The 24,860-nt window shown below is 68.3% G+C and carries 20 protein-coding genes and 1 pseudogene; 15 read left to right on the top strand and 6 right to left on the bottom strand.

Annotated elements, in window-relative coordinates; translation table 11 throughout:
• On the top strand, nucleotides 1-1,404 hold the full coding sequence (locus EIK80_RS03145; protein WP_125155493.1) for an efflux transporter outer membrane subunit: 1,404 nt from the start codon (nucleotides 1-3) through the stop codon (nucleotides 1,402-1,404).
• Nucleotides 1,405-1,797: 393 nt separating this feature from the next.
• On the opposite strand, the gene EIK80_RS03140 is transcribed toward EIK80_RS03145, so the two are convergent.
• On the bottom strand, nucleotides 1,798-2,265 hold the full coding sequence (locus EIK80_RS03140; protein ID WP_125155492.1) for an Lrp/AsnC ligand binding domain-containing protein: 468 nt from the start codon (nucleotides 2,263-2,265) through the stop codon (nucleotides 1,798-1,800).
• 433 nt (nucleotides 2,266-2,698) lie between these two features.
• On the opposite strand from EIK80_RS03140, the gene putA reads away from it, so the two are divergent.
• The 5 genes from putA to EIK80_RS03115 all read left to right on the top strand — a co-directional run bounded on the left by putA (nucleotide 2,699) and on the right by EIK80_RS03115 (nucleotide 9,138).
• Complete coding sequence (gene putA, locus EIK80_RS03135; RefSeq protein WP_370450191.1) at nucleotides 2,699-5,788, top strand: bifunctional proline dehydrogenase/L-glutamate gamma-semialdehyde dehydrogenase PutA; 3,090 nt, start codon at nucleotides 2,699-2,701, stop codon at nucleotides 5,786-5,788.
• A gap of 37 nt (nucleotides 5,789-5,825) precedes the next feature.
• A complete protein-coding gene (locus tag EIK80_RS03130; protein WP_125155490.1) occupies nucleotides 5,826-6,080 on the top strand; it encodes an antitoxin in 255 nt (84 codons plus the stop codon).
• Nucleotides 6,081-6,084: 4 nt separating this feature from the next.
• Entirely contained in the window at nucleotides 6,085-6,366 is a 282-nt protein-coding gene (locus EIK80_RS03125) for a type II toxin-antitoxin system RelE/ParE family toxin (protein WP_125155489.1), read from the top strand.
• 91 nt (nucleotides 6,367-6,457) lie between these two features.
• Nucleotides 6,458-7,822: a S9 family peptidase gene (locus EIK80_RS03120; protein WP_125155488.1), complete on the top strand. Its 1,365-nt coding sequence runs from the start codon at nucleotides 6,458-6,460 to the stop codon at nucleotides 7,820-7,822.
• The gene (locus tag EIK80_RS03115) at nucleotides 7,819-9,138 is read left to right on the top strand and encodes a mannanase (RefSeq protein WP_125155487.1); all 1,320 of its coding nucleotides are present in this window, start codon (nucleotides 7,819-7,821) and stop codon (nucleotides 9,136-9,138) included. The genes EIK80_RS03120 and EIK80_RS03115 overlap by 4 nt, the downstream gene beginning before the upstream one ends.
• On the opposite strand, the gene EIK80_RS03110 is transcribed toward EIK80_RS03115, so the two are convergent.
• Complete coding sequence (locus EIK80_RS03110) at nucleotides 9,135-10,553, bottom strand: S41 family peptidase (protein ID WP_125155486.1); 1,419 nt, start codon at nucleotides 10,551-10,553, stop codon at nucleotides 9,135-9,137. The genes EIK80_RS03115 and EIK80_RS03110 overlap by 4 nt on opposite strands.
• 168 nt (nucleotides 10,554-10,721) lie before the next feature.
• On the opposite strand from EIK80_RS03110, the gene EIK80_RS03105 reads away from it, so the two are divergent.
• Nucleotides 10,722-12,335, top strand: a complete 1,614-nt coding sequence (locus EIK80_RS03105) for a carboxylesterase/lipase family protein (protein ID WP_233586410.1) — start codon at nucleotides 10,722-10,724, stop codon at nucleotides 12,333-12,335.
• Between the two features lie 266 nt (nucleotides 12,336-12,601).
• Here the strand turns inward: EIK80_RS03105 and EIK80_RS03100 are convergent, their stop codons facing one another.
• The 4 genes from EIK80_RS03100 to wrbA all read right to left on the bottom strand — a co-directional run bounded on the left by EIK80_RS03100 (nucleotide 12,602) and on the right by wrbA (nucleotide 18,341).
• On the bottom strand, nucleotides 12,602-15,070 hold the full coding sequence (locus tag EIK80_RS03100; protein WP_199743384.1) for an exo 1,3/1,4-beta-D-glucan glucohydrolase: 2,469 nt from the start codon (nucleotides 15,068-15,070) through the stop codon (nucleotides 12,602-12,604).
• A 183-nt stretch (nucleotides 15,071-15,253) separates the two neighbouring features.
• The gene (locus EIK80_RS03095; protein ID WP_125155484.1) at nucleotides 15,254-16,075 is read right to left on the bottom strand and encodes a flagellin; all 822 of its coding nucleotides are present in this window, start codon (nucleotides 16,073-16,075) and stop codon (nucleotides 15,254-15,256) included.
• A 329-nt stretch (nucleotides 16,076-16,404) separates the two neighbouring features.
• Nucleotides 16,405-17,232, bottom strand: coding sequence for a flagellin (locus EIK80_RS03090; protein ID WP_125155483.1), 828 nt, complete (start codon nucleotides 17,230-17,232; stop codon nucleotides 16,405-16,407).
• A gap of 509 nt (nucleotides 17,233-17,741) precedes the next feature.
• On the bottom strand, nucleotides 17,742-18,341 hold the full coding sequence (wrbA, locus tag EIK80_RS03085; protein WP_125155482.1) for an NAD(P)H:quinone oxidoreductase: 600 nt from the start codon (nucleotides 18,339-18,341) through the stop codon (nucleotides 17,742-17,744).
• 135 nt (nucleotides 18,342-18,476) lie between these two features.
• Between wrbA and EIK80_RS03080 the strand changes: the two genes are divergently transcribed.
• From EIK80_RS03080 to EIK80_RS03050, 8 genes and pseudogenes are all read left to right on the top strand, one after another.
• On the top strand, nucleotides 18,477-19,379 hold the full coding sequence (locus EIK80_RS03080) for a LysR family transcriptional regulator (protein WP_125155481.1): 903 nt from the start codon (nucleotides 18,477-18,479) through the stop codon (nucleotides 19,377-19,379).
• 96 nt (nucleotides 19,380-19,475) lie between these two features.
• Nucleotides 19,476-20,534 (top strand): L-glyceraldehyde 3-phosphate reductase, encoded by a 1,059-nt coding sequence (gene mgrA, locus EIK80_RS03075; RefSeq protein ID WP_125155480.1) that lies wholly within the window; start codon nucleotides 19,476-19,478, stop codon nucleotides 20,532-20,534.
• A 62-nt stretch (nucleotides 20,535-20,596) separates the two neighbouring features.
• Nucleotides 20,597-20,746: pseudogene (locus tag EIK80_RS26985) on the top strand (LuxR C-terminal-related transcriptional regulator); the annotation flags it as partial.
• Nucleotides 20,747-20,930: 184 nt separating this feature from the next.
• On the top strand, nucleotides 20,931-21,275 hold the full coding sequence (locus EIK80_RS26555) for a hypothetical protein (protein WP_370450178.1): 345 nt from the start codon (nucleotides 20,931-20,933) through the stop codon (nucleotides 21,273-21,275).
• Between the two features lie 199 nt (nucleotides 21,276-21,474).
• On the top strand, nucleotides 21,475-21,825 hold the full coding sequence (locus EIK80_RS03065) for a hypothetical protein (protein ID WP_125155479.1): 351 nt from the start codon (nucleotides 21,475-21,477) through the stop codon (nucleotides 21,823-21,825).
• 86 nt (nucleotides 21,826-21,911) lie between these two features.
• Nucleotides 21,912-22,355, top strand: a complete 444-nt coding sequence (locus tag EIK80_RS03060) for a hypothetical protein (protein WP_125155478.1) — start codon at nucleotides 21,912-21,914, stop codon at nucleotides 22,353-22,355.
• A gap of 80 nt (nucleotides 22,356-22,435) precedes the next feature.
• Entirely contained in the window at nucleotides 22,436-23,608 is a 1,173-nt protein-coding gene (locus tag EIK80_RS03055; protein WP_125155477.1) for an acetyl-CoA C-acetyltransferase, read from the top strand.
• A 118-nt stretch (nucleotides 23,609-23,726) separates the two neighbouring features.
• A complete protein-coding gene (locus EIK80_RS03050) occupies nucleotides 23,727-24,848 on the top strand; it encodes an efflux RND transporter periplasmic adaptor subunit (protein ID WP_199743357.1) in 1,122 nt (373 codons plus the stop codon).
• Nucleotides 24,849-24,860: the final 12 nt, after the last annotated feature.

Here is a 24,860-nt window from a genome sequence, read left to right as displayed (position 1 = left end):
ATGTTCCGTAGTCTCACCCTGATCCTGCTGGCCTCCACGGCGGTCAGCGCCTGCACCCTGGCGCCGAAGTACGAGCGCCCGGTCCTGCCGGTCGCCCAGACCTGGTCCACGCCGACGCCGGAGCCGGCGGCCTCCGTCACGGCCGCCGACCTCGACTGGCGCCAGGTGCTGGTCGATCCGCGCCTGCAAGGCGTGGTCGACCTGGCCCTCAAGCAGAACCGCGACCTGCGCGTGGCGGTTCTGAACATCGAGAAGGCCCGCGCCCAGTACGGCGTCCAGCGTTCGGCCCTGTTCCCGGGCGTCAATGGGACGATCAGTGAGCAGCGCAGCCACACCCCGGCGGCGACCTCGCAGACCGGCCAGGCGCTGGAGATCGAGGCCTACAGCGCCACGATCGGCTTCACGGCCTATGAGTTGGACCTGTTCGGCCGCGTCCGCAGCCTGAACGCCCAGGCCCTGCAGAGCTTCTTCGCCACGCAGGAAACCAGCCGCTCGGTCCGCATCAGCCTGATCGCCGAGACCGCCAACGCCTGGCTGACCCTGGCCGCCGACCAGGAGCGCCTGGCGCTCGCCAGGGACACCCTGACGACCCGCGAGGACACGCTGCGCCTGACCCAGCAGCAGGTCGACGGCGGCGTCGGCTCGCTGGCCACCTTGCGCAACGCCCAGGTCCAGGCCGAGACGGCCCGCAGCGACGTGGCGGTCTACACCGCTCAGGTCGCCCAGGACCTCAACGCCCTGACCCTGCTGGCCGGGGCCGACGTGCCGGCCAACCTGCTGCCGTCGCGGGACCTGGCCTCGGCCCAGATCCTGGCCGACCTGCCCGCGGGCGTGCCCTCGGACGTCCTGGCCCGTCGTCCCGACGTGCTGGCCGCCGAGCACCAGTTGCGGGGCGCCAACGCCAATATCGGCGCGGCGCGCGCGGCCTTCTTCCCGCGCATCAGCCTCACCGGCTCGCTGGGCTCCAGCAGCGGCGAGCTGGACGGCCTGTTCAAGAGCGGGACCAAGACCTGGAGCTTCACGCCCCAGATCAGCCTGCCGATCTTCGCGGGCGGGGCCAATGTCGCCAACCTGAACGTCTCCAAGGCCAACCGCGACATCGCCGTGGCGACCTACGAGAAGACGGTGCAGACGGCGTTCCGCGAGGTCTCCGACGCCCTGTCGGTGCGAGCCACGGTCGCCGACCGTCTCGCCGCCCAGGAACGCCTGGTCGTGGCCGCGACCGATAGCCAGCGCCTGTCGCAACAGCGTCGCGACGCCGGCCTCGACAGCGCCCTGACTTTGCTCGATTCCCAGCGCACCCTGTATTCGGCCCAGCAAGGCCTGATCACGGCGCGCCTGGCGCGAGCGACCAACCTCGTCACCCTCTACAAGACCCTCGGCGGCGGCGCGCCCGCGGCCTGAGGCTGAAACGAACAAGAGCTCCCCGGCGAGAGCCGGGGTGGTTCGCTGGCCATCATCCCCCACCCCGATGGTCACGAACGGAAGGGCGTTCTCCTCCCCCCATCCCTGGAGGCGCCCTTCCACCCTTGCGGTGGGACTTGCGTGTTCCGCCGCCGTTCAACGCGTACGCGAACGGGCGGGCCAACCCGGAATGGGGCGCTGCAAGCCAGAGGTTGTGTGACCCTGAAAACGGTGGCGTTAGAGTCGCGCCATCGACACGAAGGCGGCTCTCCCAAGGTCCACCGTTGTGACGAACGTCGGGACCGACGCTCCAACCGTCGTCTCGGCAGGACCGCGCCACTGCCCCACAGGTTGGCGCGGTCTCTCGCCCCCTCAATCCGAAGCGGACAGACCCTAGAGCGGCAGCTGCACCGTGCTCTTGACCTCTTCCAGAACCGCATAGGTCCGCGTCTCGCGCACGCCGGGCATCTTGACCAGGATGTCGCCGAGGAAACCCCGATACGCCTCCATGTCGCGGACCCGGGCCTTGATCAGGTAGTCGAAGCCGCCGGCCACCATGTGGCACTCCAGGATCTCCGGCGCGCGGCGCACCGCCGCGGCGAAGTCCTCGAACACCTCGCCCGTCGTACGCTCCAGCACCACCTCGACGAAGATCAGCAGCGCCCGGTCGACCTTGGCCGGGTCCAGCAGCGCCGCGTAGCCGGTGATGTAGCCGCGCTCGCGCAGGCGGCGAACGCGGTCGAACGTGGCCGCCGGCGACAGGTTACAGCGCTTGGCGAGCTCGGCGTTGGTGATGCGGCCGTCGACCTGCAAAACCCTCAACAGGCGGCGATCGGTGTCATCCAGAGCGGAAATGGCCATATTGAACTTTCACCGAAGAAGCTTCGAAAATTATGACCTACAAACGTAGCACATTCGCGAAGCTTAACGTTACACCTCCGATCGTTCCAGCCCCGCCCCGCGCTCTCCCCCTAAAAGGCGCCCGGCGAAAACGGCCAGTCCGTAAGGGCGGAACACACGCGACGCTCGCCCCTCTCCCCCTAACCGGGCGTCGCGCAAGAGAGGAAGGGGCGCGATACTCCCCCAGCACGCGCCCCTTCCTCCCTCCCCATTTCTTCACCCTCGCCTTAACAGCCGGCGTCTTCGCGCGCCTTCGGCGCCGCTGGAGCGGATGATCATTTCCGCTTTGTCGACCGAAGAAGATACGGAGCCTCAACGAGACAAACGAAGCACCTTTGGCCGAAGTCGAGTTAAACCGACGATATCCTAAAACACGGGAACGACCATGACCGACTTGGCCCACTGGGACAGCCTCGACGACGGCAAGTATCGCGACGAGGCCGCGGTGATCGCCGACCTGCTGGCCGCCAAGCCTCTCTCCAGCGAGGACCGCGCCGCCGTCCGCGCCGAGGCCGAGGCCCTGGTCCGCGGCGCCCGCCGCAGCGTCCGCAAGCAAGGCGTGGTCGAAAGCTTCCTGCAGGAGTTCAGCCTGGGCACCCGCGAGGGCCTGGCCCTGATGTGCCTGGCCGAGGCCTTGCTGCGCACCCCCGACGACGACACCCGTGACAAGCTGATCGCCGAGAAGATCGGCTCGGCCGACTGGGCCAGCCATCTGGGCGGCAGCGACAGCCTGTTCGTCAACGCCTCGACCTGGGGCCTGATGCTGACCGGCAAGATCGTCGAGCCCGACGACGACGCCAAGAAGGACCTGCCCGGCTTCATCAAGAAGATGGCCGGTCGCCTGGGCGAGCCCGTCATCCGCGCCGCCGTCGGCCAGGCCATCCGCATCATGGGCGAGCAGTTCGTCCTTGGGCGAACGATCGAAGCCGCCATCAAGCGCGCGGCCGGCGAGAACACCATGTGCTCGTTCGACATGCTGGGCGAAGGCGCCCGCACCGCCGCCGACGCCGAACGCTACGAGAAGTCCTACGCCGATGCGATCCAGACGGTCGGCAAGCTGTCGAACGGCGCCGGTCCGGAGAAGGGCCACGGCGTCTCGGTCAAGCTCTCGGCCCTGTGCCCGCGCTACGAGGCCACCCACGAGGATCGCGTGTGGGAAGAGCTCTATCCCCGCACCCTGCGCCTGGCCAAGATCGCCGCGAGTCACAACCTCAACTTCACCATCGACGCCGAGGAAGCCGATCGCCTGGCCCTGTCGCTGAAGCTGCTGGACAGGCTGTGCCGCGAGCCCGAACTCGGCGACTGGCAGGGCCTGGGCCTGGCCGTCCAGGCCTACCAGAAACGCTGCGGCGAGGTGATCGCCCGCCTGGAGGCCCTGTCGAAGGAGACCGGCCGCCGCCTGATGGTCCGTTTGGTCAAGGGCGCCTATTGGGACAGCGAGATCAAGCGCGCCCAGGTCGCCGGCCGTCCGGACTATCCGGTCTACACGACCAAGCCCGCCACGGACCTGTCGTACTTGGTCAACGCCAAGGCCCTGATCGGCGCCGCCCCGCACCTCTACGCGCAGTTCGCCACCCACAACGCCCACACCCTGGCGGCCGTGGTCCGCATGGCCAAGAACGCCGGCGTCAAGATCGAACACCAGCGCCTGCATGGCATGGGCGAGGCGCTCTACAAGGCCGCCGACGATCTCTATGACGGGATCACCCTGCGGGCCTACGCGCCCGTGGGCGGTCACGAGGACCTGCTGCCCTATCTGGTCCGCCGCCTGCTGGAAAACGGCGCCAACACCAGCTTCGTCCACGCCCTGCTGGACGAGCGCGTGCCGGTCGAGAGGGTCGTCACCGACCCGATCGATACGGTCGAGGCCCATCCCGATCGCCACGCCAAGATACCGACCCCGATCGAGGTCTATGGCCTGCGCCGCCAGAACAGCGCCGGCCTCGATCTGTCGGTGAAAGCCGACCGCGAACGCCTGCAAGCGGCCGTCGCCGCCCTGGACGGCGTAACCCTGTCGGCCGGCCCGCTGATCGACGGCAAGGTCAGCGCCGGGACTCCGCCGCTACCGGTTGTCGCCCCGGCCGACGACCACAAGGTGGTCGGCGCGGTCTCCGAGGCCCAGGCCTCTCAGATCGACGAGGCCTTCCGCCTAGCCCGCGCCGCGCAACCGGCCTGGGACCGCGCCGGCGGCCCCGCCCGCGCCAAGGTGCTGCGCGCCATGGCCGACGCGCTGGAAGCCGACATCGACCGCCTGATCGCCATCCTGGCCCGCGAAGCCGGCAAGACCCTTAGCGACGGCGTCGCAGAGGTCCGCGAGGCCGTCGACTTCTGCCGCTACTACGCGGTGCTGGCCGAGGATCAGTTCGGCGACGGCGAGGTGCTGAAGGGCCCGGTTGGCGAGACCAACACCCTGCGCCTGGCCGGTCGCGGCGTCTTCGTCTGCATCAGCCCGTGGAACTTCCCGCTGGCCATCTTCACCGGCCAGATCGCCGCGGCCCTGGCCGCCGGCAACGCCGTGCTGGCCAAGCCCGCCGAGCAGACGCCGCTGATCGCCTTCGAGGCCGTGAAGCTCTATCACACCGCCGGCCTGGACAGCCGCCTATTGGCCCTGCTGCCGGGTCGCGGCGAGACCGTCGGCGCGGCCCTGACCGCCCACGAGGGTCTGGACGGCGTCGCCTTCACGGGCGGCACCGACACCGCCTGGCGGATCAACCAGACCCTCGCCCAGCGCCAGGGACCGATCGTCCCGTTCATCGCCGAGACCGGCGGCCTCAACGGCATGTTCGTCGACACGACGGCCCAGCGCGAGCAGGTGATCGACGACGTGATCGTCTCGGCGTTCGGCTCGGCCGGCCAGCGCTGCTCGGCCCTGCGCCTGCTGTTCCTGCCCGAGGACACCGCCGAGCACATCATCGACGGCCTGAAGGGCGCGATGGACGCCCTGGTCCTCGGCGATCCGGCCCTGGCCGTCACCGACGTCGGCCCGGTCATCGACGCCGAGGCCAAGGACGCTCTGGACAGGCACCAAGTCCGCCTGACCAACGAAGCCAAGGTGCTGCACGCTCTGACCGCCCCGGACGGCGGGACCTTCTTCGCCCCGGTGCTGGCCGAGATCCCGGCCGCCGATTTCCTGGAACGCGAGGTGTTCGGCCCCGTCCTGCACGTGGTCCGCTACAAGCCGGAAGACCTCGAGCAGGTCGCCGGCGCCCTGGCGGCCCGTCGCTACGGCCTGACCCTGGGCGTCCACTCGCGGATCGAGAGCTTCGCGGCCGACGTCCAGCGCCTGGTCCCGGCCGGCAACGCCTATGTCAACCGCTCGATGACCGGCGCCGTCGTTGGCGTCCAGCCGTTCGGCGGCGAGGGCCTGTCCGGCACCGGCCCCAAGGCGGGCGGCCCCCACGCCCTACTGCGCTTCGCGGTCGAGCGCGCGGTCAGCGTCAACATCACCGCCCAGGGCGGCGATCCGGCGCTGCTGAATCTCTGATCTTGACCTCGAAGGCCATGGGCGAGACCCTTCGTCCATGGCCGACGGTTTCGACATCCACGTCAGCGCTGAACGCGCCGCCAAGCTGAAGCCTCTGGCGGACCAGTTGGACATGTCTCCCGAAGACTACGCCGCGCTGGTGATCGATCGGGAGATCGAACACGCCGCACGGCCTCCGGTCGACCCCGACCCTGCAATCGACAGAGCCATTCTCGATCACGCCAGGCGTACGGGCGAGCTGACGCCTTGGTCCGCCGTGCGCGACGCCCTCCTCGCCCGCCACCGCCGTTAGCCGCCTGCGCCGCTCGGTCTATGTTTCCGCGGCGGCAAGGCTCGGCATCGAACGACTTCACGACTGGCTATTCGAGAAGAACCCCAACGCGGCGCTACGCCTGATCGCGGTGCTGGATGCCCACCTGGAAGGCCTGGTCGACTTCTCTGAACGAGGGCGGATCGTCGGTGACGGCGTCAGGGAGCTGATCGTGCGGTTCGGAGGCGCCAACTACGTGATCCGCTACGATGTCGCCCCGGAAGGCGTCGCCATCGCGCGCGTCTGGCACGGCCTGGAGAACAGGTAGCCCGCGCTCCCGAATCTTGAATAGCCCATCTTCACAACCGTCACGCGTAGCGCCTAAGCTCTCCGGCAAAGTTCGGGGAGCCTAGAGCCACATGCGTTTCCTGCCTCGCGCGGTCGTCGCCGCCGCCCTGTTCGCGCCCGCGATCGCCTCGGCCCAGGTCGGGCCGATCGTCGGTGACTGGTACGGGACGCTGGACACCCCGCGCGGCAAGCTGCCGGTGGTGTTCCACATCAAGCCGGACGGCTCGGCCACGCTGGACAGCCCCCGGCAGATGGTCAAGGGCATGGCGGCCAGCGCGACCCTGGCCGATGGCAAGATGACCCTCACCCTGAGCGCCGCGCCGGTGGGTTTCGAGGGAACGGTCTCGGCCGACGGCCAGGCCGTTCAGGGCGAATGGTCCCAGGGCGGGGCGGTCCTGCCCCTGACCATCAGCCGCGCCGCGCCGGTCGTGAACCGTCCGCAAACGCCCAAGCCGCCCTTCCCTTATCGGGCGGAAGAGGTCTCGTACCGCAATCCGGCCTCGGGCCTGAAACTGGCCGCAACCCTGACCCTGCCCGAGGGACCGGGACCGTTCCCGGCCGTGGTGCTGATCAGTGGCTCGGGCACACAGGACCGCGACGAGACGATCTTCGACCATAAGCCCTTCCTGGTCATCGCCGACGCCCTGACGCGCAAGGGCGTCGCGGTGCTGCGGGTCGACGATCGCGGGGCGGGCGGTTCGGACAAGGGCGATCCTGCAACGGCCGGCATCCCCGCCTTCGCCACCGACGTGGCCGCGGGCGTCGCCTTCCTGCGGGCGCGCGGGGACATCGACCCGGCCCGCATCGGCCTGATCGGCCACAGCGAGGGCGGCCAGATCGCGCCGCTGGTCGCCGCGGAGGATCCCCGTATCGCCTTCCTGGTGCTGATGGCCGCGCCGGGCGTCGACGGAACCGCGCTGCTGCTGGCGCAGAACCGGGCGCTTTTCATAGCCAATGGCCTGCCTGCCGATCAGGTCGAGATCATGATGAAGAACCGGGCCGAATGGTTCCAGGCCGCCCGCGACGCCCAGGACGTCGATGACGGCCGGGCGCGGCTGAACGCCGTCCTGGATCGTCAAGGCCTTCCCGCGACGTCGCCCCAGCGCGCCCAGGTGCTGGCCCTCTCCAGCGCGGCGGGACACTATATGCTGAACGCCCGCCCCGCCGACGCCCTGGCGAAGGTCAAGGTCCCCGTCCTGGCCATCGGCGGCTCGAAGGACCTTCAGGTCGACGCCAAGACCAATCTGGCCGCGATCCGCGCGGCCCTGGCCGGCGACGCCGACGTCACGGTCAAGGAACTGCCGGGGCTGAACCACCTGTTCCAGACCGCCGATACCGGCCTCGTCGTCGAGTACGGTCAGATCGAGGAGACCATCGCCCCGGTCGCCCTGGCCACGATCATCGACTGGACCGTCGCCCACGCGGCGAGGAAATGACCGCCTCGCGCCGCCAGTTGCTGGCCGGCCTCGTCGCTCTGCCGGCGCTGGGCGCGGCCGCCGCGCCGGCCAAGGGCTTCGTCGCCGTCAAGGACGGCCGCCTCGCGCTGGACGGCAAGCCTTACCGCTTCGTCGGCGCGAACCTCTGGTACGGGGCCTGGCTGGGCTCGCCCGGCCCCACCGGCGACCGCGCGCGGCTGGGGCGCGAGCTCGATCGGCTGAAGACCCTGGGGGTCGCCAACCTGCGGGTCCTGGGCGCTGGTGAACGCTCGCCGGCCAAGGCCGCCGTGTCGCCGACGATACAGGAAGAGCCCGGCGTCTACAGCGCCGACTTGCTGAAGGGCCTCGACTGGCTGCTGGCCGAAATGGCCCGCCGCGACATGAAGGCGGTGATCTACGTCAACAACTTCTGGGACTGGTCGGGCGGCATGCCCGCCTATCTGAACTGGGTCGGCGATGGCCCCTGGTTCGAGGCCGGCGATCCGAAACATCCGTGGCCGGAGTATCCAGACTATTCGGCCCGGTTCTATGCCGACGCCAGGGCCAACGCCCTGTTCCGCCGCTACCTGACCAGCCTGGTCCAGCGGACCAACAGCGTCACCGGCAAGGCCTATCGCGACGACCCCACGATCATGGCCTGGCAGTTGGCCAACGAACCCCGCCCGGGCGGGACGGAAGCCAACGCCGACAGACTTCTACCGCCCTACTACGCCTGGATCCGCGAGACCTCGGCCTTGATCAAGTCGCTGGATCCCAAGCATCTGGTCTGCACCGGCAGCGAGGGCAGCATGGGCTGCCTGCGCAGCGAGGCCTGCGCGCTGGAGGCCCACCGGCCGGCGACGATCGACTACGTGACCCTGCACGTCTGGCCCAACAACTGGAGCTGGATAGACCCCAAGAACCAGCCGGCCACCTATGCGGAGGGCGAGGCCCGCTGCCGCGAGTACGTGACCCGCCATATCGCCCTGGCCAGGTCGCTGAACAAGCCGCTGGTCGTCGAGGAATTCGGCCTGATCCGCGACGCCCGCGCCTTCACTCCCGGCTCGGCGACCGCCGACAGGGACCGCTTCTACCGGACGATCTACGGCTTGGCGCTGGACGACATGAAGGCCGGCGGCCCGACGGCCGGGACCAACTTCTGGGCCTGGAACGGCGAAGGCCGCGCCCAGCATTCCGACGCCTGGTTCGCCCAGGGCGACAAGAGCTTCGTCGGCGACCCGCCCCAGGAGGAACAGGGCCTCTACGGCGTCTTCGACACCGACGCCGCGACCCTGGCGGTGATCGCCGAGCATGCGGCGGCGGTGCGGGGACTCTAGCGAACGGCCGCCAGCGCGACGGCCTGCCGCACCGCCTCCGGCAGGCGGGGGGCGAGGCGGCGGACCTTCAGGGCGGGTCCGTCGGTGTTGCGGAAGCCGACCAAGACGTCGGGTTCGATCCCACCGATCTCGTTGGAGCCATCGGCCCGCAGGCGCAGGCAGTCCGGCAGCGACAGGCGGCCGCCGCTGTTCTTCAGCACCACGGGCCCGGCCTCGGTGGCGTGGCCGCAGCCGGCGCCCAGGGTCGGCGAGCCCAGGATGATCCCGGCCCTGTTGTCCTGGATCATCGCGGCGAATTCCTCGGAGGCGCTGGCCGACTTGCCGTCGACCAGCACGATCAGCGGGCCGGACCAGACCCCTTCGCGCCACGACCATTTCACCGGCTCGAACACCGACTGGCCCCAAGGCTTGTCGGCCAGGGCCAGCGGATCGGCGGAAGCGCGCGGGCCACTGCTGTAGCCGGCGTCGATCAGCAACGGGCAGGCCTGGCCCTCGACGCAGGGCGCGCGAGCCTCGGCGGCGCGGTGGCGCAGTTCCTTGGCCTCGGCCAGCAGGGCGGCCTTGGCGGCCCCCCGCTCACCGCCGACATTGTTCTCGATATCCAGGGCCCGGGCGTCGAGCTGGTCGGCGGCCTGGGGCGAGCGCACCAGGCGCACCGGCGCGCTCTTCAGGCGTATGGACGTGACCATGCGGGCGGCGATTTCGGCCCATTCGCGGCCGCCGCCATTGCCGGCGAGATCGATCATCAGCACCTGCGCGCCCGCGGCCTTCACAGTCGCCAGACGCGCGGCGAAACGATCGGTCAGTTCCTGGTAGACGGCGGTGTCCAGCTTGTTCGAGCAGTCGCCGTCGCAGGGCTTGTCCAGCGGCGCCTTCAACTTGGCCGCGGCGGCCTCGCACACGGCGGGATCGGCCATGAAGATGTTGATCTGCACGACGCCGATCTTGTGGTCGTCGACGGTGACCAGACCGCCCGGGAACTCGCGCGCGCCCTCGCCCGTGTCCAGCGGCGTCCAGCCCGGCAGGCCCGAGGCGACCGGCGGGCGCGGCCGGAAGGGGCGCTGGTCGGCGCAGGGCGGAGCGGGCGGCCCGGAGACCTTGGGCGCCGGGGCGACCGGGCTCCAGTCGACCTGCACGTGGCCGTCGGCCAGCGATGACAGGGCGCGGTCCAGCAGCGCGCGCGCCTCGGCGTCGGACGAGGTCTTGACCAGCCCCGCCTCGACGGCCTTGAAGCTGGTGTCGAGGTTCAGGCCCCGGTCGATCGTCAGCCAGTCGAGATTGGCGTAGCGGCCGCCCAGCGCCGCGCGGATCTGACGGGCGTCCTCGATCCACGGCGCGGGATCGTAGGCCAGGGCGGGCGCGGCGAGGCCCATCAGGGCGACGGCGGCGACGGCGGCGCTGAGGCGCGAAATCATGAAGGGCTCCCCGGAAAGCTCTGCCAAGCCTCCTAGTCGCCGAACGCCGCTACGCCACGTTAAAACGACGAAAGGTGCGGGATTCGAGTGGACGAAAGTGGATTGTCACCGGTGTCATTCATGCTACCGCTACCGCAAAGCGCCTCAGAACGCGCCGGAGGAACCGCCGTGGAAGCCACTCAGACCCGCCGCACCCTGATCACCGGGGCCGCCGCCCTGGCCGCCTATGCCGCCCTGCCCCGCGCCGGTTATGCGGCCGAGAAGCGCTCTCCCGTCGTGGCCACCACCGCCGGCAAGGTGCGCGGCTATGTCGAGGACGGGGTCAGCGTCTTCAAGGGCCTGCGCTACGGCCAGGACACCGGCGGCGCGCGGCGCTTCACGCCGCCGATCAAGCCCGAGCCCTGGACGGAGGTGAAGGACGCCCTGACCTATGGCGCGTCCTGTCCGCAGGGCAAGGGCGAGGAAGAGACCCAGTCCGAGGACTGCCTGTTCCTCAACGTCTGGACCCCTGCCACGGCCGGCAAGACCGGCCTCGCGGATGGCGGCAAGCGTCCGGTGATGGTCTACATTCACGGGGGGGCCTACAACACCGGCTCGGGCAGCCATCCCTGGTACGTCGGGACGAAGCTGGCCAGGCGCGGCGACGTCGTGGTGGTGACGGTCAACCACCGCCTGAACGCCTTTGGCTATCTCTATCTCGCCCGTCTGTTCAACGACCCATCGGTGGCCGACAGCGGCAATGCCGGTCAGCTGGATCTCGTGCTGGCCCTGCGATGGGTGCGCGACAATATCGCCGCGTTCGGCGGGGATCCCGGCCGGGTGATGCTGTTCGGCCAGTCCGGCGGCGGGGCCAAGATCGCCACCCTGCTGGCCCAGCCCAACGCCAAGGGCCTGTTCCATCGCGCCGCAACCATGAGCGGCCAGCAGGTCACCGCCGGCGGCCCGTTCAATGCGACGAAGCGCGCCAAGGCGTTCATGGAAAAGGTCGGCGCCCAGGACCTGGCGTCCTTGCGCGCCCTGCCGGCCGACAAGATGGTCGAGGGCCTGCGGGCCGTCGATCCGATCGCCGGCTCGGGCGGGGCCTATATGGGTCCGGTGCTGGACGAGCGGACCCTGGACCGCCATCCGTTCTTCCCCGACGCCTCGCCGGTGGGCCTTGGCGTACCGATGATGTGCGGCAACACCCACGACGAGACCAAGGGCTTCATCGGCTGGGACGCCGGGGCCTTCCCCAAGACCTGGGACGAGGTGATCGCCCGCCTGCCGGGCCAGTTCAACGCGCGGATCGACATCGATCCCGAGACGGTGGTGGCCTTCTACCGCAAGACCTATCCGACCTATTCGCCGTCGGACGTCTATTTCGCCGCCTCGACGGCCGGCCGCTCGTGGAAGGCCGCGATCATCCAGGACGAGGAACGCGCCAAGGCCGGCGCGCCCGCCTTCGCCTACCAGGTCAACTGGAAGTCGCCCAGGGACGGCGGGATCTTCGGCGCGCCGCACACCATCGACATCGGCCTGGTGTTCGGCACGCTGGACGCCAAGGGCTCGATCGTCGGGACGGGGCCGGACTCGGTCGCCATGTCGAACACGATGAGCGACGCCTTCGTGCGCTTCGCCAGCACGGGCGACCCGAACGGCGGCGCTCTGCCGAGGTGGGAGCCCTACACCCTGCCCCGCCGCCAGACGATGGTGTTCGACACCACCTCGCGGCTGGAGGACGATCCGCGCGGGGCCGAGCGCGCGTTCTTCAACCGCGTGCCGTTCACCCAGTTCGGGACTTGATCTCGTAGGGAAGCGTCGGCGACAGATGTTCGACCAGGATGCGCGACGTCGGTTCCCGATCGGGCTGCACGGGCGGCGGCTCGCCGAACACGGCCTCCCAGAGGGCGATCCACGCCTGACGCTCTTCATACTCCACCGGGCGAACTCCTTTCGGGGGTTCAAATGGCTCGGCGGAACAAGGGGTTGCTGGTTAACGAGCGGGTAACCACGCTTTCGTGCTGAAGCTTCTGCTCCCCCGCGTCGCGGGGGAGCAGAAGCATTGTGGCCTACTGCGCCGCCCTTGCCGGGCACACCGCCCCGGCCGGGTCCGCCGTCAGCTTCACATTGGCGATCGAGACCTGGAAGGTCCCGGCCGTGCCCAGGTCGAACGGGGCGGCGATCTTACTGACGTCGGCTCCGGCGGCCTGGAAGCACTTGAGCGGGATCTTGACGCTGGCCCACTGACCGGTCGGCGACCCCGTCGGCGGGGTGACGTCAAGCTTGCCCGGGCCCATGGCCAGGATCACCGGCTTGGTCGCCGGCGCGTCGATGCGGTACTCGAAGCTCAGCGCCATGTCGGCATTGGTCTGGAACGACAGGTCCAGCGGCTTTTCACCGACGATGGTGACGCGGCCCAGCTTGTCGCCGGCGAAGGTGACCTGGCGACCGCCCTCCTGGATATTGCCGGCGTCGACCGGAACGATCTGCACCGACGACGAGGGCGAGGCCTTGAACTCGAACGGCGCGGGGGTCTTGCCGCCGACGAAGTAGGTCGCGACGTTGTCGGCGACAGCCTTGACGCCCGAGACCTCCGCCAGCTTTCCGACCTTGCCGGGCTTGGCGTAGGTCAGGCCGTAACCGTAGGCGAACAGCGGATCATAGCCCTTGTCGCCCTTGTTCAGGCTGAACTGGGCGGCCGTTCTGGGCCAGCTGAACGACAGCTTGCCGTGGAAGTCGGCGCGCGGCTTGCCGGCCTTATCGCCGATCAGCACGTCGGCGATCCCGCCGCCTTCAGAACCGGGCAGCCAGACGGCGACGAAGGCGTCCGAGGCGTTGATCTCGGGATTGACCCATAGCGGGCGGCCGCTGAGGAACACCGCCACCACCGGCACGCCCCTGGCCTTCAGGCGCTTGAGCAGGGCCAGGTCGGTCTTGGCCCCCGGCTGGTATTCCAGCGTGGTCTTCAGGTCGCCGACACCTTCCGCATACGGATTTTCACCGAAGACGACGATGGCCACGTCGGGCTTCTTATCGAAGGCGCCGTCGACAGCCAGGGTCGCGTGGCCGCCGCCGGCCTCGACCGCGGTCTTCAGGCCCGACCAGATCGACTCCGCGTTTGGAAAGTCGGCATTGGTGTTGCCCGTGCCCTGCCACGACAGGGTCCAGCCGCCCGACTGCTTGCCGATGTCGTCCGCGCCCGAGCCAGCGACCAGCACGTTGGCCGAGCTCTTCACCGGCAGGACGCCGTCGTTCTTCAGCAGCACCAGCGACTTGCGCGCCGCCTCGCGGGCGATGGCGCGATGCTCGGCCGAGCCGATCACGCCCTCGCGGCCCTCGAACGGGCGGGCGGCCTGGAAGAGGCCCAGCTTGGCCTTCACCCGCAGGATGCGACGGACGGCGTCGTCCAGGCGGGCCATCGGGATGACACCCGACTTCACCTCGGCCAGGGTGTTCACATAGAGCGCCTTCCAACTGTCCGGCGCCATGAACATGTCGAGGCCCGCATTGATCGAGGCCGGGCAGTCGGTGGGCTTGCAGCCCGGAACCTGGCCGTGGCCGTTCCAGTCGCCGACCACGAAGCCGTCAAAGCCCATCCGCCCCTTCAGCACGTCGGTCAGCAGGCTCTTGTTCCCGTGCATCTTGGTCCCGTTCCAGCTGGAGAACGAGGCCATCACCGTCAGGGCGCCGGCGTTGATCGCGGGGACATAGCCCTGGGCGTGCAGGCGGATCAGGTCGTCTTCCGAGACCTTAGCATCCCCCTGATCGTGACCGTTCTCCGTGCCGCCGTCGCCCAGGAAGTGCTTGGCGCTAGCGGCGACATGGCCCTGCTGGATCACCCCGCCTTGCGAGACGGCGCCCTGGATGCCCAAGATCATCTGGGCGGCATAGTCGCGGACGATGGTCGGGTCTTCCGAATAGCCCTCGTAGGTCCGCCCCCAGCGGTCGTCACGCGGGACAGCCAGGGTCGGGCCGAACGCCCAGTCGAAGCCGGCGGCCGAGGTCTCGGACGCGGTCGCCTTGCCGATCCGCCGGATCAGCTCGGGATCGCGCGCCGCGCCCAGGCCGATATTGTGCGGGAAGAGGGTCGCGCCGACGACGTTGTTGTTGCCGTGCACGGCGTCGATGCCGAACATCAGCGGGATGTGCGTCCCGCCCGGGCGCTGGGCCGCGCCCTCGCGAAAGGCCCTGGCGGTGTCGACCCACGGCTTCTGCGGCGAGCGGTCGGGCGCGCCGATCGGCGGTGAGCTGCCGCCCCCCAGGATCGAGCCCAGGGGATAGGTCTTCAGATCCTCGGGCTTGATCTGGCCAATGTCGGCCTGGATCAGCTGACCGACCTTCTCCTCCAGGCTCAGCTTGGCCATCAGGCCGTCGACAAAGGCCTCCGTGGCGGGATCGACCAGGCCCTGGCTCTTGGCCGCGGGCCACTTGGCGGCGTGGGCGGTCGCCTGCGGCGTCTCGGCGGAAACGGCGGCGGCGGACAGAAAGGTCGACGCCAACAGGGCGACGCAGAGGGTCCTGGTGTTCATGCTCCCCAACTCTTCTCGTTCGACGGCCACGTCGCCGCGCTCTTGGACAACGTTGTCATGGCGAGGGTCGCGGAGGCAAGTGGTCAGGCCACCTCGTGGGTCTTGGGGAGAAAATGGGGCCCAAAGAAAAGGGCGAGTCCGAAGACTCGCCCCAAGTTAGCGACCGCGTCGGCGGTCGGACGTTTCCTTGGCTTAGCGGAACAGGCTGAGGATCGACGAGGTCGAGGAGTTGGCGATCGACAGCGCCTGGATGCCCAGCTGCTGCTTGGTCTGCAGCGACTGCAGCTTGGCGCTTTCCTTGGCGAGGTCCGCGTCCACCAGGTTGCCGACGCCGGCGTCCAGGCTGTCCTGCAGCTTGCCGACGAAGGTCAGGTGGGTGTCGAGACCGGTCGAGGCCGTGCCCAGCGAGGCCAGCTTGTTGGTGGCGGTGCCGATGGCCTTGTCGATCTGGGTGATCATCGCCTTGGCCAGGGTGGCGGTGGCGAAGCTCGAACCCGCCGACAGTTGCAGGCCTTGCAGACCCAGGGTCTGAGCCTTCACGGTGAAGCCCGAACCATCGGTGTTGGCCAGGAAGGTCATCTGCGTGGCCTTGCCGTCGGCCAGGCTGACGCCATTGAACTTGGCGTTGTCGGCGGCCTTCTGGACCTGTTCACGCAGCGAGTCGAAGTCCGACTTCAGCGCGTTGAACGAAGCGGTGTTCAGCGAGGTGTCGGAAGCGGCCAGGGCCTTTTCCTTCATCTTGCCGAGCAGGTCGGTGATGGTGTCGCCGGCGGCCAGGGCCACGTCGATGGTCGACTGGCCGCGTTGCAGCGAGTCCTTCACCGAGTTCAGGGACGACGACGAGGCCATCTGAGTCTTGGACATGGCCCAGATCGCGCCGTTGTCCTTGGCGTTACCGACCTTCTTGCCGGTGTTGATGCGTTGCTGGGTGACGCCCAGTTCGGCGTTCGTCGAGTTCAGGTTCTGCAGGGCGATCAGCGCGCCCGAGTTCGTGTTGATGCTGTTCAGCGCCATGACGAAACAACTCCTATTCGAGGTGTTCCGGCGTCATTTTGACAACCGGCGGGCATTTTGCCCGCGGCCACACTATGCCGCCCGCTCTTTCAATATTGTTGATGAGAGACAGGCGCCTCGCTGAATCACAAGGTCGCTTCCTTAAGAAACACCGCCAGAACGTTAGGACTCATTACTATATTTCGGAAAGTGTCCCAAATTGGCACACATTCAGAACACTCTCACTCCACCTGACGAACCCCACCTAGACTCTGCGAGACTGAGCGCAAAGAAAAGGGCGAGTCCGAAGACTCGCCCTCTCGACGACCTTAAGGTCGAAGACGTCCGGCTTAGCGGAACAGGCTGAGGATCGACGAGGTCGAGGAGTTGGCGATCGACAGGGCCTGGATGCCCAGCTGCTGCTTGGTCTGCAGCGACTGCAGCTTGGCGCTTTCCTTGGCCAGGTCGGCGTCCACCAGGTTGCCGACGCCGGCGTCCAGGCTGTCCTGCAGCTTGCCGACGAAGGTCAGGTGGGTGTCGAGACCGGTCGAGGCCGTGCCCAGCGAGGCCAGCTTGTTGGTGGCGGTGCCGATAGCCTTGTCGATCGTGGCGATCATCGTCTTGGCCGAGCTGGCCGAGGCGAAGGTCGAGGTCGCCGTCGAGCTCAGGCCGAGACCGGCCAGACCCAGGGTCTGAGCCTTCACGGTGAAGCCCGAACCGTCCGAGTTGGCCAGGAAGGTCATCTTGGAGGCCTTGCCGTCGGCCAGGCTGACGCCGTTGAACTTGGCGTTGTCGGCGGCCTTCTGGACCTGTTCGCGCAGCGAGTCGAAGTCCGACTTCAGCGCGTTGAACGAAGCGGTGTTCAGCGAGGTGTCGGAAGCGGCCAGGGCCTTTTCCTTCATCTTGCCGAGCAGGTCGGTGATGGTGTCGCCGGCGGCCAGGGCCACGTCGATGGTCGACTGGCCGCGTTGCAGCGAGTCCTTCACCGAGTTCAGCGACGACGAGGTCGACGACTGGGTCTTGGCCATGGCCCAGATCGCGCCGTTGTCCTTGGCGGAACCAACCTTCTTGCCGGTGTTGATGCGTTGCTGGACGGAGCCCAGTTCGGCGTTCGTCGAGTTCAGGTTCTGCAGGGCGATCAGCGCGCCCGAGTTCGTGTTGATGCTGTTCAGCGCCATGACGAAACAACTCCTATTCGAGGTATTCCGGCGTCATTTTGACGACCGGTAGGCATTTTGCCCAACACGACCCTCGCACAACGAGCTTACAGCTTCGTTTAATTTTCAATATTCTATGATTAACAAATCAAACTATGTTATTTACCATTAACACGCGTTGAGAGATGAACTCGATCAATTCCAATCAATATAATGTATCAAAATGATACACCTTAAATTATCTCAGCCAGAACTTGACCGCCACAGCCCCAGGCCGACAACCCTCAGCGGCCGACCAGGTAGAAACGGCGCGAGCGATAGTGCTTGGCGATCGCCCGGATGGTCACGATGAAGACGAAACCTCTCCAGAGATCGGCGAAAAGACCGTTGCGGCGACGCATGACGAGACTCCCTGTTTTCAGGTTCAACGAAAGAAGGGGCCGACCGGCTCCCCGGGAGGGGGAAGGAGCCGGCCGGCCCCTCGCGGCCGGTCGCTGACGATGTGACCGGCTAAAGGCCGGGGCTTAGGATCAGCCGTGCAGCTTGATGGCCGTTTCGGCGATGCGGCGACCTTGGTAGCGGGCGCCGGTCAGTTCGTTCTCGCTGGGCTGACGCGAGCCGTCGCCGCCGGCGATGGTGGTGGCGCCGTAGGGGCTGCCGCCGGTGATTTCATCCAGCGTCATCTGGCCGGCGTGACCATAGTCCATGCCCACGATCGTCGTGCCGAAGTGCAGCAGGTTGGTGATGATCGAGAACAGCGTCGTTTCCTGGCCGCCGTGCTGGGTGGCGGTCGAGGTGAAGGCGCCGGCCACCTTGCCGTGCAGGGCGCCGCGGGCCCACAGGCCGCCGGCCTGGTCGAAGAACGCCGCGACCTGCGAGGCCATGCGGCCGAAACGGGTCGGCGCGCCGACGATGATCGCGTCGTAGGCGGCCAGATCCTCGACCGAGGCGACCGGAGCCTCTTGATCCAGCTTGAAGTGGGCGCTCTTGGCGATGTCCAGCGGCACGGTTTCGGGCACGCGTTTGATATCCACGGTCGCGCCGGCTTCGCGCGCGCCCTCGGCGACGGCCTTGGCCATCGTCTCCAGGTGACCGTAGGACGAATAATAGAGAACCAGAACCTTGGCCATGACGGCGAACCCTCGGTGTCTTGCTTGACGGAAGCGTCATGCCCCGTCGTCGGCGTGTCTTTTGGCGCCGCTTGAGTTTGCGAAACAGTCGAATAAAATCGTCCATTATGTTCGAAATTTTCGATTGATAAGTTCATGACCACCGAGCCAGGCGCGCCCACTCTGGACCAGCTGTCCGTCTTCCTGGCCGTGGTCGAGGCCGGCAGCTTCGCGGGCGCGGCCCGGCGGATGAACCGGGCCAACTCCGTGGTCAGCTATGCGATCGCCAATCTTGAGGCCCAGCTGGGCCTGACGCTGTTCGACCGCGACGCGGCCAAAACGCCGGTGCTGACCGAAGCCGGCCGGGTGGTGCTGGCCCAGGCCCGGGTGATCGCCGGCGACGTCGCGTCCCTCCGGGCCCAGGCCAGGGGCCTGATCCGGGGACTGGAGGCCGAGGTCAACCTGGTGCTGGACGTCATGCTGCCCACCGCCCGCGTGGTCGACGCCCTGCGGGCCTTTCGCGAGGCGTTTCCGACCGTGACCCTGCGCCTCTATGTCGAGGGCCTGGGCGCGGTGACCCAGATGGTGCTTGATCGTCAAGCCACGGTAGGCGTCGCCGGACCGCTGGACGTCGTCAACGGCGGCGACGCGCTGGAGACCATCGCCGTGGGCTCGACCCTGCTGATCCCGGTCGCCGCCCCGGACCACCCGCTGGCCCGGGGGCGCAACCCGCCCCGCGCGGCGCGCGGCCACACCCAGCTCGTCCTGACCGACCGTTCGAGGCTGACAGAGGGCCGCGACTTCGCCGTCGGCAGCGTCCACACATGGCGGCTGGCCGACCTGGGCGCGAAGCACCTGCTGCTGAAGGAGGGCTTCGGCTGGGGCAACATGCCCGAGCCGATGGTTCGCGAGGACATCGCCGCCGGCCGCCTCACGCGCCTCGACATGCCGGACCTGAGCGACGCGGTCTACGCGCTGCACGCCATCTATCGCAGCGACACCCCGCCCGGTCCCGCCACGGCCTTTCTCATCGAACGGTTTCGCGGCCAGGCCAATTGAGTCGCCCCGCCGCGCTTTGGCCAGACCTATGGCCTGAACACCCTTGCCGAAGCGGCGCGGGACGGCTGTAGTCTCGCGCGCTCAGAGGAACACCCGATGCAGACTCCCTATGTCGCCGCCGCCGACCGCTACGCGGCCATGCCCTATCGCCGCACCGGCCGCAGCGGCCTGGATCTGCCGGCGATCTCGCTGGGCCTCTGGCAGAACTTCGGCGGGGCCGACGTGTTCGAGACCGGCCGCGCCATTCTGCGCCGGGCCTTCGATCTGGGAGTCACCCACTTCGACCTCGCCAACAATTACGGCCCGCCCTACGGCTCGGCGGAGGAGAACTTCGGCAAGGTGCTGGGGAGCGACTTCAAGGCCTACCGCGACGAACTGGTCATCTCGACCAAGGCCGGCTGGGACATGTGGCCCGGCCCCTATGGCGGGATCGGCGGATCGCGGAAGTATCTGATCGCCAGCTGCGACCAGAGCCTCAAGCGCATGGGCGTCGACTATGTCGACATCTTCTACTCGCACCGCGTCGATCCCACGACGCCGCTGGAAGAGACCATGGGCGCGCTGGCCCACCTGCACCGGCAGGGCAAGGCGCTGTACGTCGGGATCTCGTCCTACTCGCCCGAGCTCACCCGCAAGGCCCACGCGATCCTGAAGAGCGAGGGCGTGCCGCTGCTGATCCACCAGCCGTCCTATTCGATGGTCAATCGCTGGATCGAGGACGCGCTGCTGGACACCCTGGACGACCTCGGCGTCGGCTGCATCGCCTTCTCGCCGCTGGCGCAAGGGCTGCTGACCAGCAAGTACCTGAACGGCGTGCCGACGGACTCGCGGGCGGCCAGGGAGGGCTCGTTCGGCGGGCATCTGCTGACCCAGGACAATCTGGATCGCATCAAGGCCCTGAACGCGATCGCCCAAGGTCGTGGCCAGACCCTGGCCCAGATGGCGATCGCCTGGACTCTGCGCGATCCGCGCGTCACCTCCGCCCTGATCGGCGCCCGCACCGTCGCCCAGCTGGAGGATTCCCTGGCGGCGCTGAAGGCCGTCACCTTCTCGGCCGAGGAGCTGGCGCAGATCGACCGCCATGCCTCCGAAGGCGGCGTCGACCTGTGGAAAGTGTCCTCGACCCTGGCAGACGGCGATCTGCCGCGTCGCTGATAGCCAAGGTTTAATGTTCCGGCGCTTGGCCGGCCTGTCGCGTTTGCATATGGTTCTCGGCGATGGATAAGGGCGCTCACACCCTGCCTGACCGGGCCGACGGCCTGGAACGCCTCACCGAGCGTGAGCGCGAATGCCTTCGACTCGTCGATCGCCACATGAGCTCCAAGGAGATCGCCCGCGAACTGGGCCTCTCCAAGCACACGGTCGACTGGCACCTGGACAAGGCCCGCAAGCGCCTGGGCGCGGCCGACCGTTACGACGCCGCGCGCCGCGTCTTCGATCGAGCGTATCAGGGGGGCGCCCCCCCTCCGATCGCGTCAGGGTCCGACGCGTCCCGGCTAGGCGAACATCCTTCCTCGCGGTCTGCTGACCTCATCGAGGAAGGAGTTCCCAGTGAACGAGTTGACCCCCCATCAGAAGGACGCGATCGGCCGAGCCACGCATCTGCGCCAGGAAGTGAAGAGCTTCGAGCACGCGTGGCCCCTGCTGAATTCGGCCGAGGCCCTGCCACCGATCACGTGGAGCCAGCTCGAACGCCAGTTGCAGAGCCTGTCGGTGACTCCGGCCGGCGCTTCGATGGTGCACGACCTGGTGGAAGCCACCCGCAAGCAGGCTTCGTTCAAGCCCAGCGAGCTGGTGATGCGGGAGATCCTGTGTATCGCCAGCGCGGTGATGGACGAGACGTTCCTGTCGGACTTGTCCTCTTCGGACTCGGAGGAGGACGGCCCAATCATCTGAGCCTGCCCCTGCGATTGGCCTTCATCGCCGCCGTGATGATCGTGACCGCGTTCGCGTTCGGCTCGATCCTGGCGGGGCTCCACGCGCTGCAAGGCCTGTTTCCGTAAGATCTCCGCCTCCGGGGAGCCGGGGCGTCCCTTTCACTCCTATCGTCACATCAGCAACGCGCCGGGCATCCCTTGGCGCGAGGAGACTTCTCATGCTCAAGCAACGCCGTCTGGCCGCCGAGACCGTGGCCGAAGCTCTGTTCGCCGCCGAAAAGGCCATCGACGCCGCGATCACCCGCACCGCCGCCCTGGCCGGGCTGATGCCGACCACACGCCAGGACGCCAACCTCTCGGCTCTGATCGGCCAAGACGCCCTGATGTCCGCGATCAACACCATGCAGGCCCTGGGCGCGGCCCGCGAGAGCATCGTGGTCACCCATAAGCACCTGTCGGTCGCCCAGCACGACATCGGCCTGTCGGCCGTGTCGTTCGGCGAACCTGTCGTCAAGCCGGCGGGCATGGTCGAGGCCACGCCCGGCGGCCGCCTGACCGTCGCCGCCTGATCCGCTTAGATCAACGACAGCGCGACCCTCGCCGTCCCGACGGCGAGGGTCGTTGCAATCCTGGAGAATGGCGCCACCCTGACGCGATGTCACCGCTCAGCTATCTCTACCAATGGGCCAGTCTCGCCGCGCTGCTGATCGCGGCCGGCGTGGCCCTGTGGCGCGGCGGCTGGCCCGAGCGTCTGGGCGGTGTGGCCATGATCCTGGCCTGGTTCGCCACCGGCCTGTTCTACAATAACCTACAGCGGTTCGGCCCGCAGACCGCGGTATTCGTGGTCGACGCGACCCTGATGGCGGTGCTGCTGTTCATCGCCCTGCGATCGGATCGCTGGTGGCCTATGTGGGCCTGCGGCTTTCACGGCCTGACGCTGATCCTGGTTCTCGCCAACCTGGCCGATCACAAGCTCTCCAATCGCGCCGGCTATATCGCGGGCGGCGGCGTCTTCAGCTACCTGACCATGGCGGCGCTGTTCTGCGGCGCGCTGCCGCGCCGACGCCCGGCGTCGTCCCCTGAAGCGCTCGCTCCCTGAAGCGTCGCCCCATGACGCCGCGTCACCGCTGACAGCGCTTCGAACGCCTGTTTCACTCCTCGCAACGACAGGAGGAAACCATGGGCGAAGCCTATATCGTGGCGGCCGCGCGGACGGCCGGCGGGCGCAAGGGCGGCAAGGTCTCGGGCTGGCATCCGGCCGATCTGGCCGGAACGGTGCTGGACGCCCTGGTCGCGCGCAGCGGCGCCGATCCGGCCCTGATCGAGGACGTGATCCTGGGCTGCGTCGGCCAGGTCGGCGAGCAGGCCATCAACATCGCTCGCAACGCGGTCCTGGCCTCCAGCCTGCCCGAGAGCGTGCCGGCCACCTCGGTCGACCGCCAGTGCGGCTCCTCGCAACAAGCCATCCACTTCGCCGCCGCCACCGTCATGTCGGGCGCCATGGACGTGGTCATCGCCGCCGGTGTCGAGAGCATGAGCCGGGTGCCGATGGGGCTGTCCTCGGCCCTGCCCTACAAGAACGGCTTCGGGACCTATATGAGCCCGCGCATCCAGGACCGGTATCCAGGCATCCAGTTCAGCCAGTTCGCCGGCGCCGAGATGCTCGCCAGGAAGTACGACCTGTCGCGGGACGAACTGGACGCCTACGCCCTCGAAAGCCACCAGCGGGCCATGGCCGCCACTAAGGGCGGCAAGTTCGCCGCCGAGATCGTGCCGATCGAGGTCACGCTGCCGGACGGCGCGACCGAGACCCACGCGGCCGACGAAGGCATTCGATGGGACGCCTCCCTTGAATCGATCGGGTCGGTGAAGCTGCTGACCGAGGACGGCCGCCTGACCGCCGCAACCTCCAGCCAGATCTGCGACGGGGCGGCCGGAGTGATGATCGTCAACGAGCGGGGCTTGAAAGCTCTGGGCGCCACGCCGCTGGCGCGGATCCACAGCATGACCGTGATCGGCCACGATCCGGTGATCATGCTGGAGGCTCCGATCCCGGCCACCCAGAAGGCCCTGGACCGCGCCGGGTTGAAGATCGGCGACATCGACCTCTACGAGGTCAACGAGGCCTTCGCCTCGGTGCCGACCGCCTGGCTGAAGGTCATCGGCGGCGATCCGGACAGGCTGAACGTCCACGGCGGCGCCATCGCCCTGGGACATCCGCTGGGCGGTTCCGGCGCCAAGCTGATGACCACTCTGGTCCACGCCCTTCGGGACCGCGGCGCCCGCTACGGCCTGCAGACCATGTGCGAGGGCGGCGGACTGGCCAACGTGACGATCATCGAGCGACTGTAGTTGAACCCTCCCTCTTCAAGAGGGAGGAACCGCTCTTCTTATCGTCTTACGGCAAATTAACTCAGCGACCAGAGGTTTGTCGGCTAGAAGGCCGTCGGGCTCAATTGTTGCTGGGGAAATGTTCGTGCTTAACGGGATCAATGGGCGCCGCCCGACGCTGAGCGCGCTGGTCTTGGTCCTGGGCGTGAGCGCGATCGCTCTGGCCGGATGCGGGAAGAAGCCGGAGAAGAAGACGCGGGCCGCGCCGAGCGCTTCGGCCACCGTCAGCGTCGCCACCGTGGTCAGCCAACCGATCGCGCGCCAGATCAACGCCACGGGCACGATCTCGCCGTGGGAAGAGGTGCCGGTCGGCGCCGAGACCGGCGGCCTGACCGCCGTCGCCGTCAACGCCGAGGAAGGCCAGACCGTCAAGGCCGGCCAGGTTCTCGTGCAGCTCAACAGCGCGCTGATCAGCGCCCAGCTGCGCCAGCAGGACGCCGCCGTCGCCAGCGCCAGGGCCACCCTGGCCGAGGCCAGCGCCGCCCTGAACCGCGCCAAGGAACTACAGGCCAAGGGCTATCTCAGCCAGGCGGGTCTCGACACCGCCATCGCCCGCCAAGGCACCTCGGCCGCGAACCTGGCCGCCGCAGAAGCCGCGCGGGGCGAGACCGCCGCCCGCGTGGCCCAGACCTCGATCCGCGCGCCGGTCGGCGGCCTGATCAGCCGCCGCAGCGTCACCAAGGGCCAGATCGTCACCGCCGGCTCGGAACTCTTCCGCATCGTCCGCGACAGCCGACTGGAGCTGGACGCCGACATCCCCGAGACCGACCTCGGCTCGGTCAAGGCCGGCATGCCGGCCAGGATCTACTCCGAGAAGGTCGGCGAGATGAGCGGCCGCGTCCGCATCGTCACCTCGGAAGTCAACGCCGCCACCCGCATCGGCACGGCGCGCATCGCCCTGTCGTCTATGGGCGGCTTCCGTCCGGGCATGTTCGCCCGCGCCACCATCGACGCCGGCGACCAGCCGGCCCTGATCGTGCCGTCGGCCTCGGTGCTGTACCGCGAGAACCGCCCCGGCGTGTTCGTGGTCGACGCGGCCAAGAAGGTCCACTTCCGCCGCATCGCCATCGTGGCCAACACCGGCGACCGCGTCGCCGCCACCGGTCTGAACGCCGGCGAGCAGGTCGTGGTCGACGGCGCCGGCTTCTTGGGCGAGGGCGATCTCGTCCGCGTCGGCGCCGCCCCCAAGACCGCGCGCTGAGGACGACAGACC

Origin of the sequence: Caulobacter sp. 602-1 (assembly GCF_003931565.1) — a bacterium.
GTDB lineage: Bacteria > Pseudomonadota > Alphaproteobacteria > Caulobacterales > Caulobacteraceae > Caulobacter.
Note: the sequence above shows the minus strand (reverse complement) of the source record. Positions and strands in the feature narration are given on the sequence as shown.

Coding starts and splice junctions, on each gene's coding strand:
- EIK80_RS03140 (WP_125155492.1), bottom strand. CDS start 2,265: ATGGCCATTTCCGCTCTGGATGACACCGATCGCCGCCTGTTGAGGGTT.
- mgrA (WP_125155480.1), top strand. CDS start 19,476: ATGCAGACTCCCTATGTCGCCGCCGCCGACCGCTACGCGGCCATGCCC.
- EIK80_RS03130 (WP_125155490.1), top strand. CDS start 5,826: ATGGCCGACGGTTTCGACATCCACGTCAGCGCTGAACGCGCCGCCAAG.
- EIK80_RS03115 (WP_125155487.1), top strand. CDS start 7,819: ATGACCGCCTCGCGCCGCCAGTTGCTGGCCGGCCTCGTCGCTCTGCCG.
- EIK80_RS03055 (WP_125155477.1), top strand. CDS start 22,436: ATGGGCGAAGCCTATATCGTGGCGGCCGCGCGGACGGCCGGCGGGCGC.
- EIK80_RS03145 (WP_125155493.1), top strand. CDS start 1: ATGTTCCGTAGTCTCACCCTGATCCTGCTGGCCTCCACGGCGGTCAGC.
- EIK80_RS03065 (WP_125155479.1), top strand. CDS start 21,475: ATGCTCAAGCAACGCCGTCTGGCCGCCGAGACCGTGGCCGAAGCTCTG.
- EIK80_RS03050 (WP_199743357.1), top strand. CDS start 23,727: ATGTTCGTGCTTAACGGGATCAATGGGCGCCGCCCGACGCTGAGCGCG.
- EIK80_RS03110 (WP_125155486.1), bottom strand. CDS start 10,553: ATGATTTCGCGCCTCAGCGCCGCCGTCGCCGCCGTCGCCCTGATGGGC.
- EIK80_RS03120 (WP_125155488.1), top strand. CDS start 6,458: ATGCGTTTCCTGCCTCGCGCGGTCGTCGCCGCCGCCCTGTTCGCGCCC.
- EIK80_RS03080 (WP_125155481.1), top strand. CDS start 18,477: ATGACCACCGAGCCAGGCGCGCCCACTCTGGACCAGCTGTCCGTCTTC.
- EIK80_RS03090 (WP_125155483.1), bottom strand. CDS start 17,232: ATGGCGCTGAACAGCATCAACACGAACTCGGGCGCGCTGATCGCCCTG.
- EIK80_RS03060 (WP_125155478.1), top strand. CDS start 21,912: ATGTCACCGCTCAGCTATCTCTACCAATGGGCCAGTCTCGCCGCGCTG.
- EIK80_RS03095 (WP_125155484.1), bottom strand. CDS start 16,075: ATGGCGCTGAACAGCATCAACACGAACTCGGGCGCGCTGATCGCCCTG.
- wrbA (WP_125155482.1), bottom strand. CDS start 18,341: ATGGCCAAGGTTCTGGTTCTCTATTATTCGTCCTACGGTCACCTGGAG.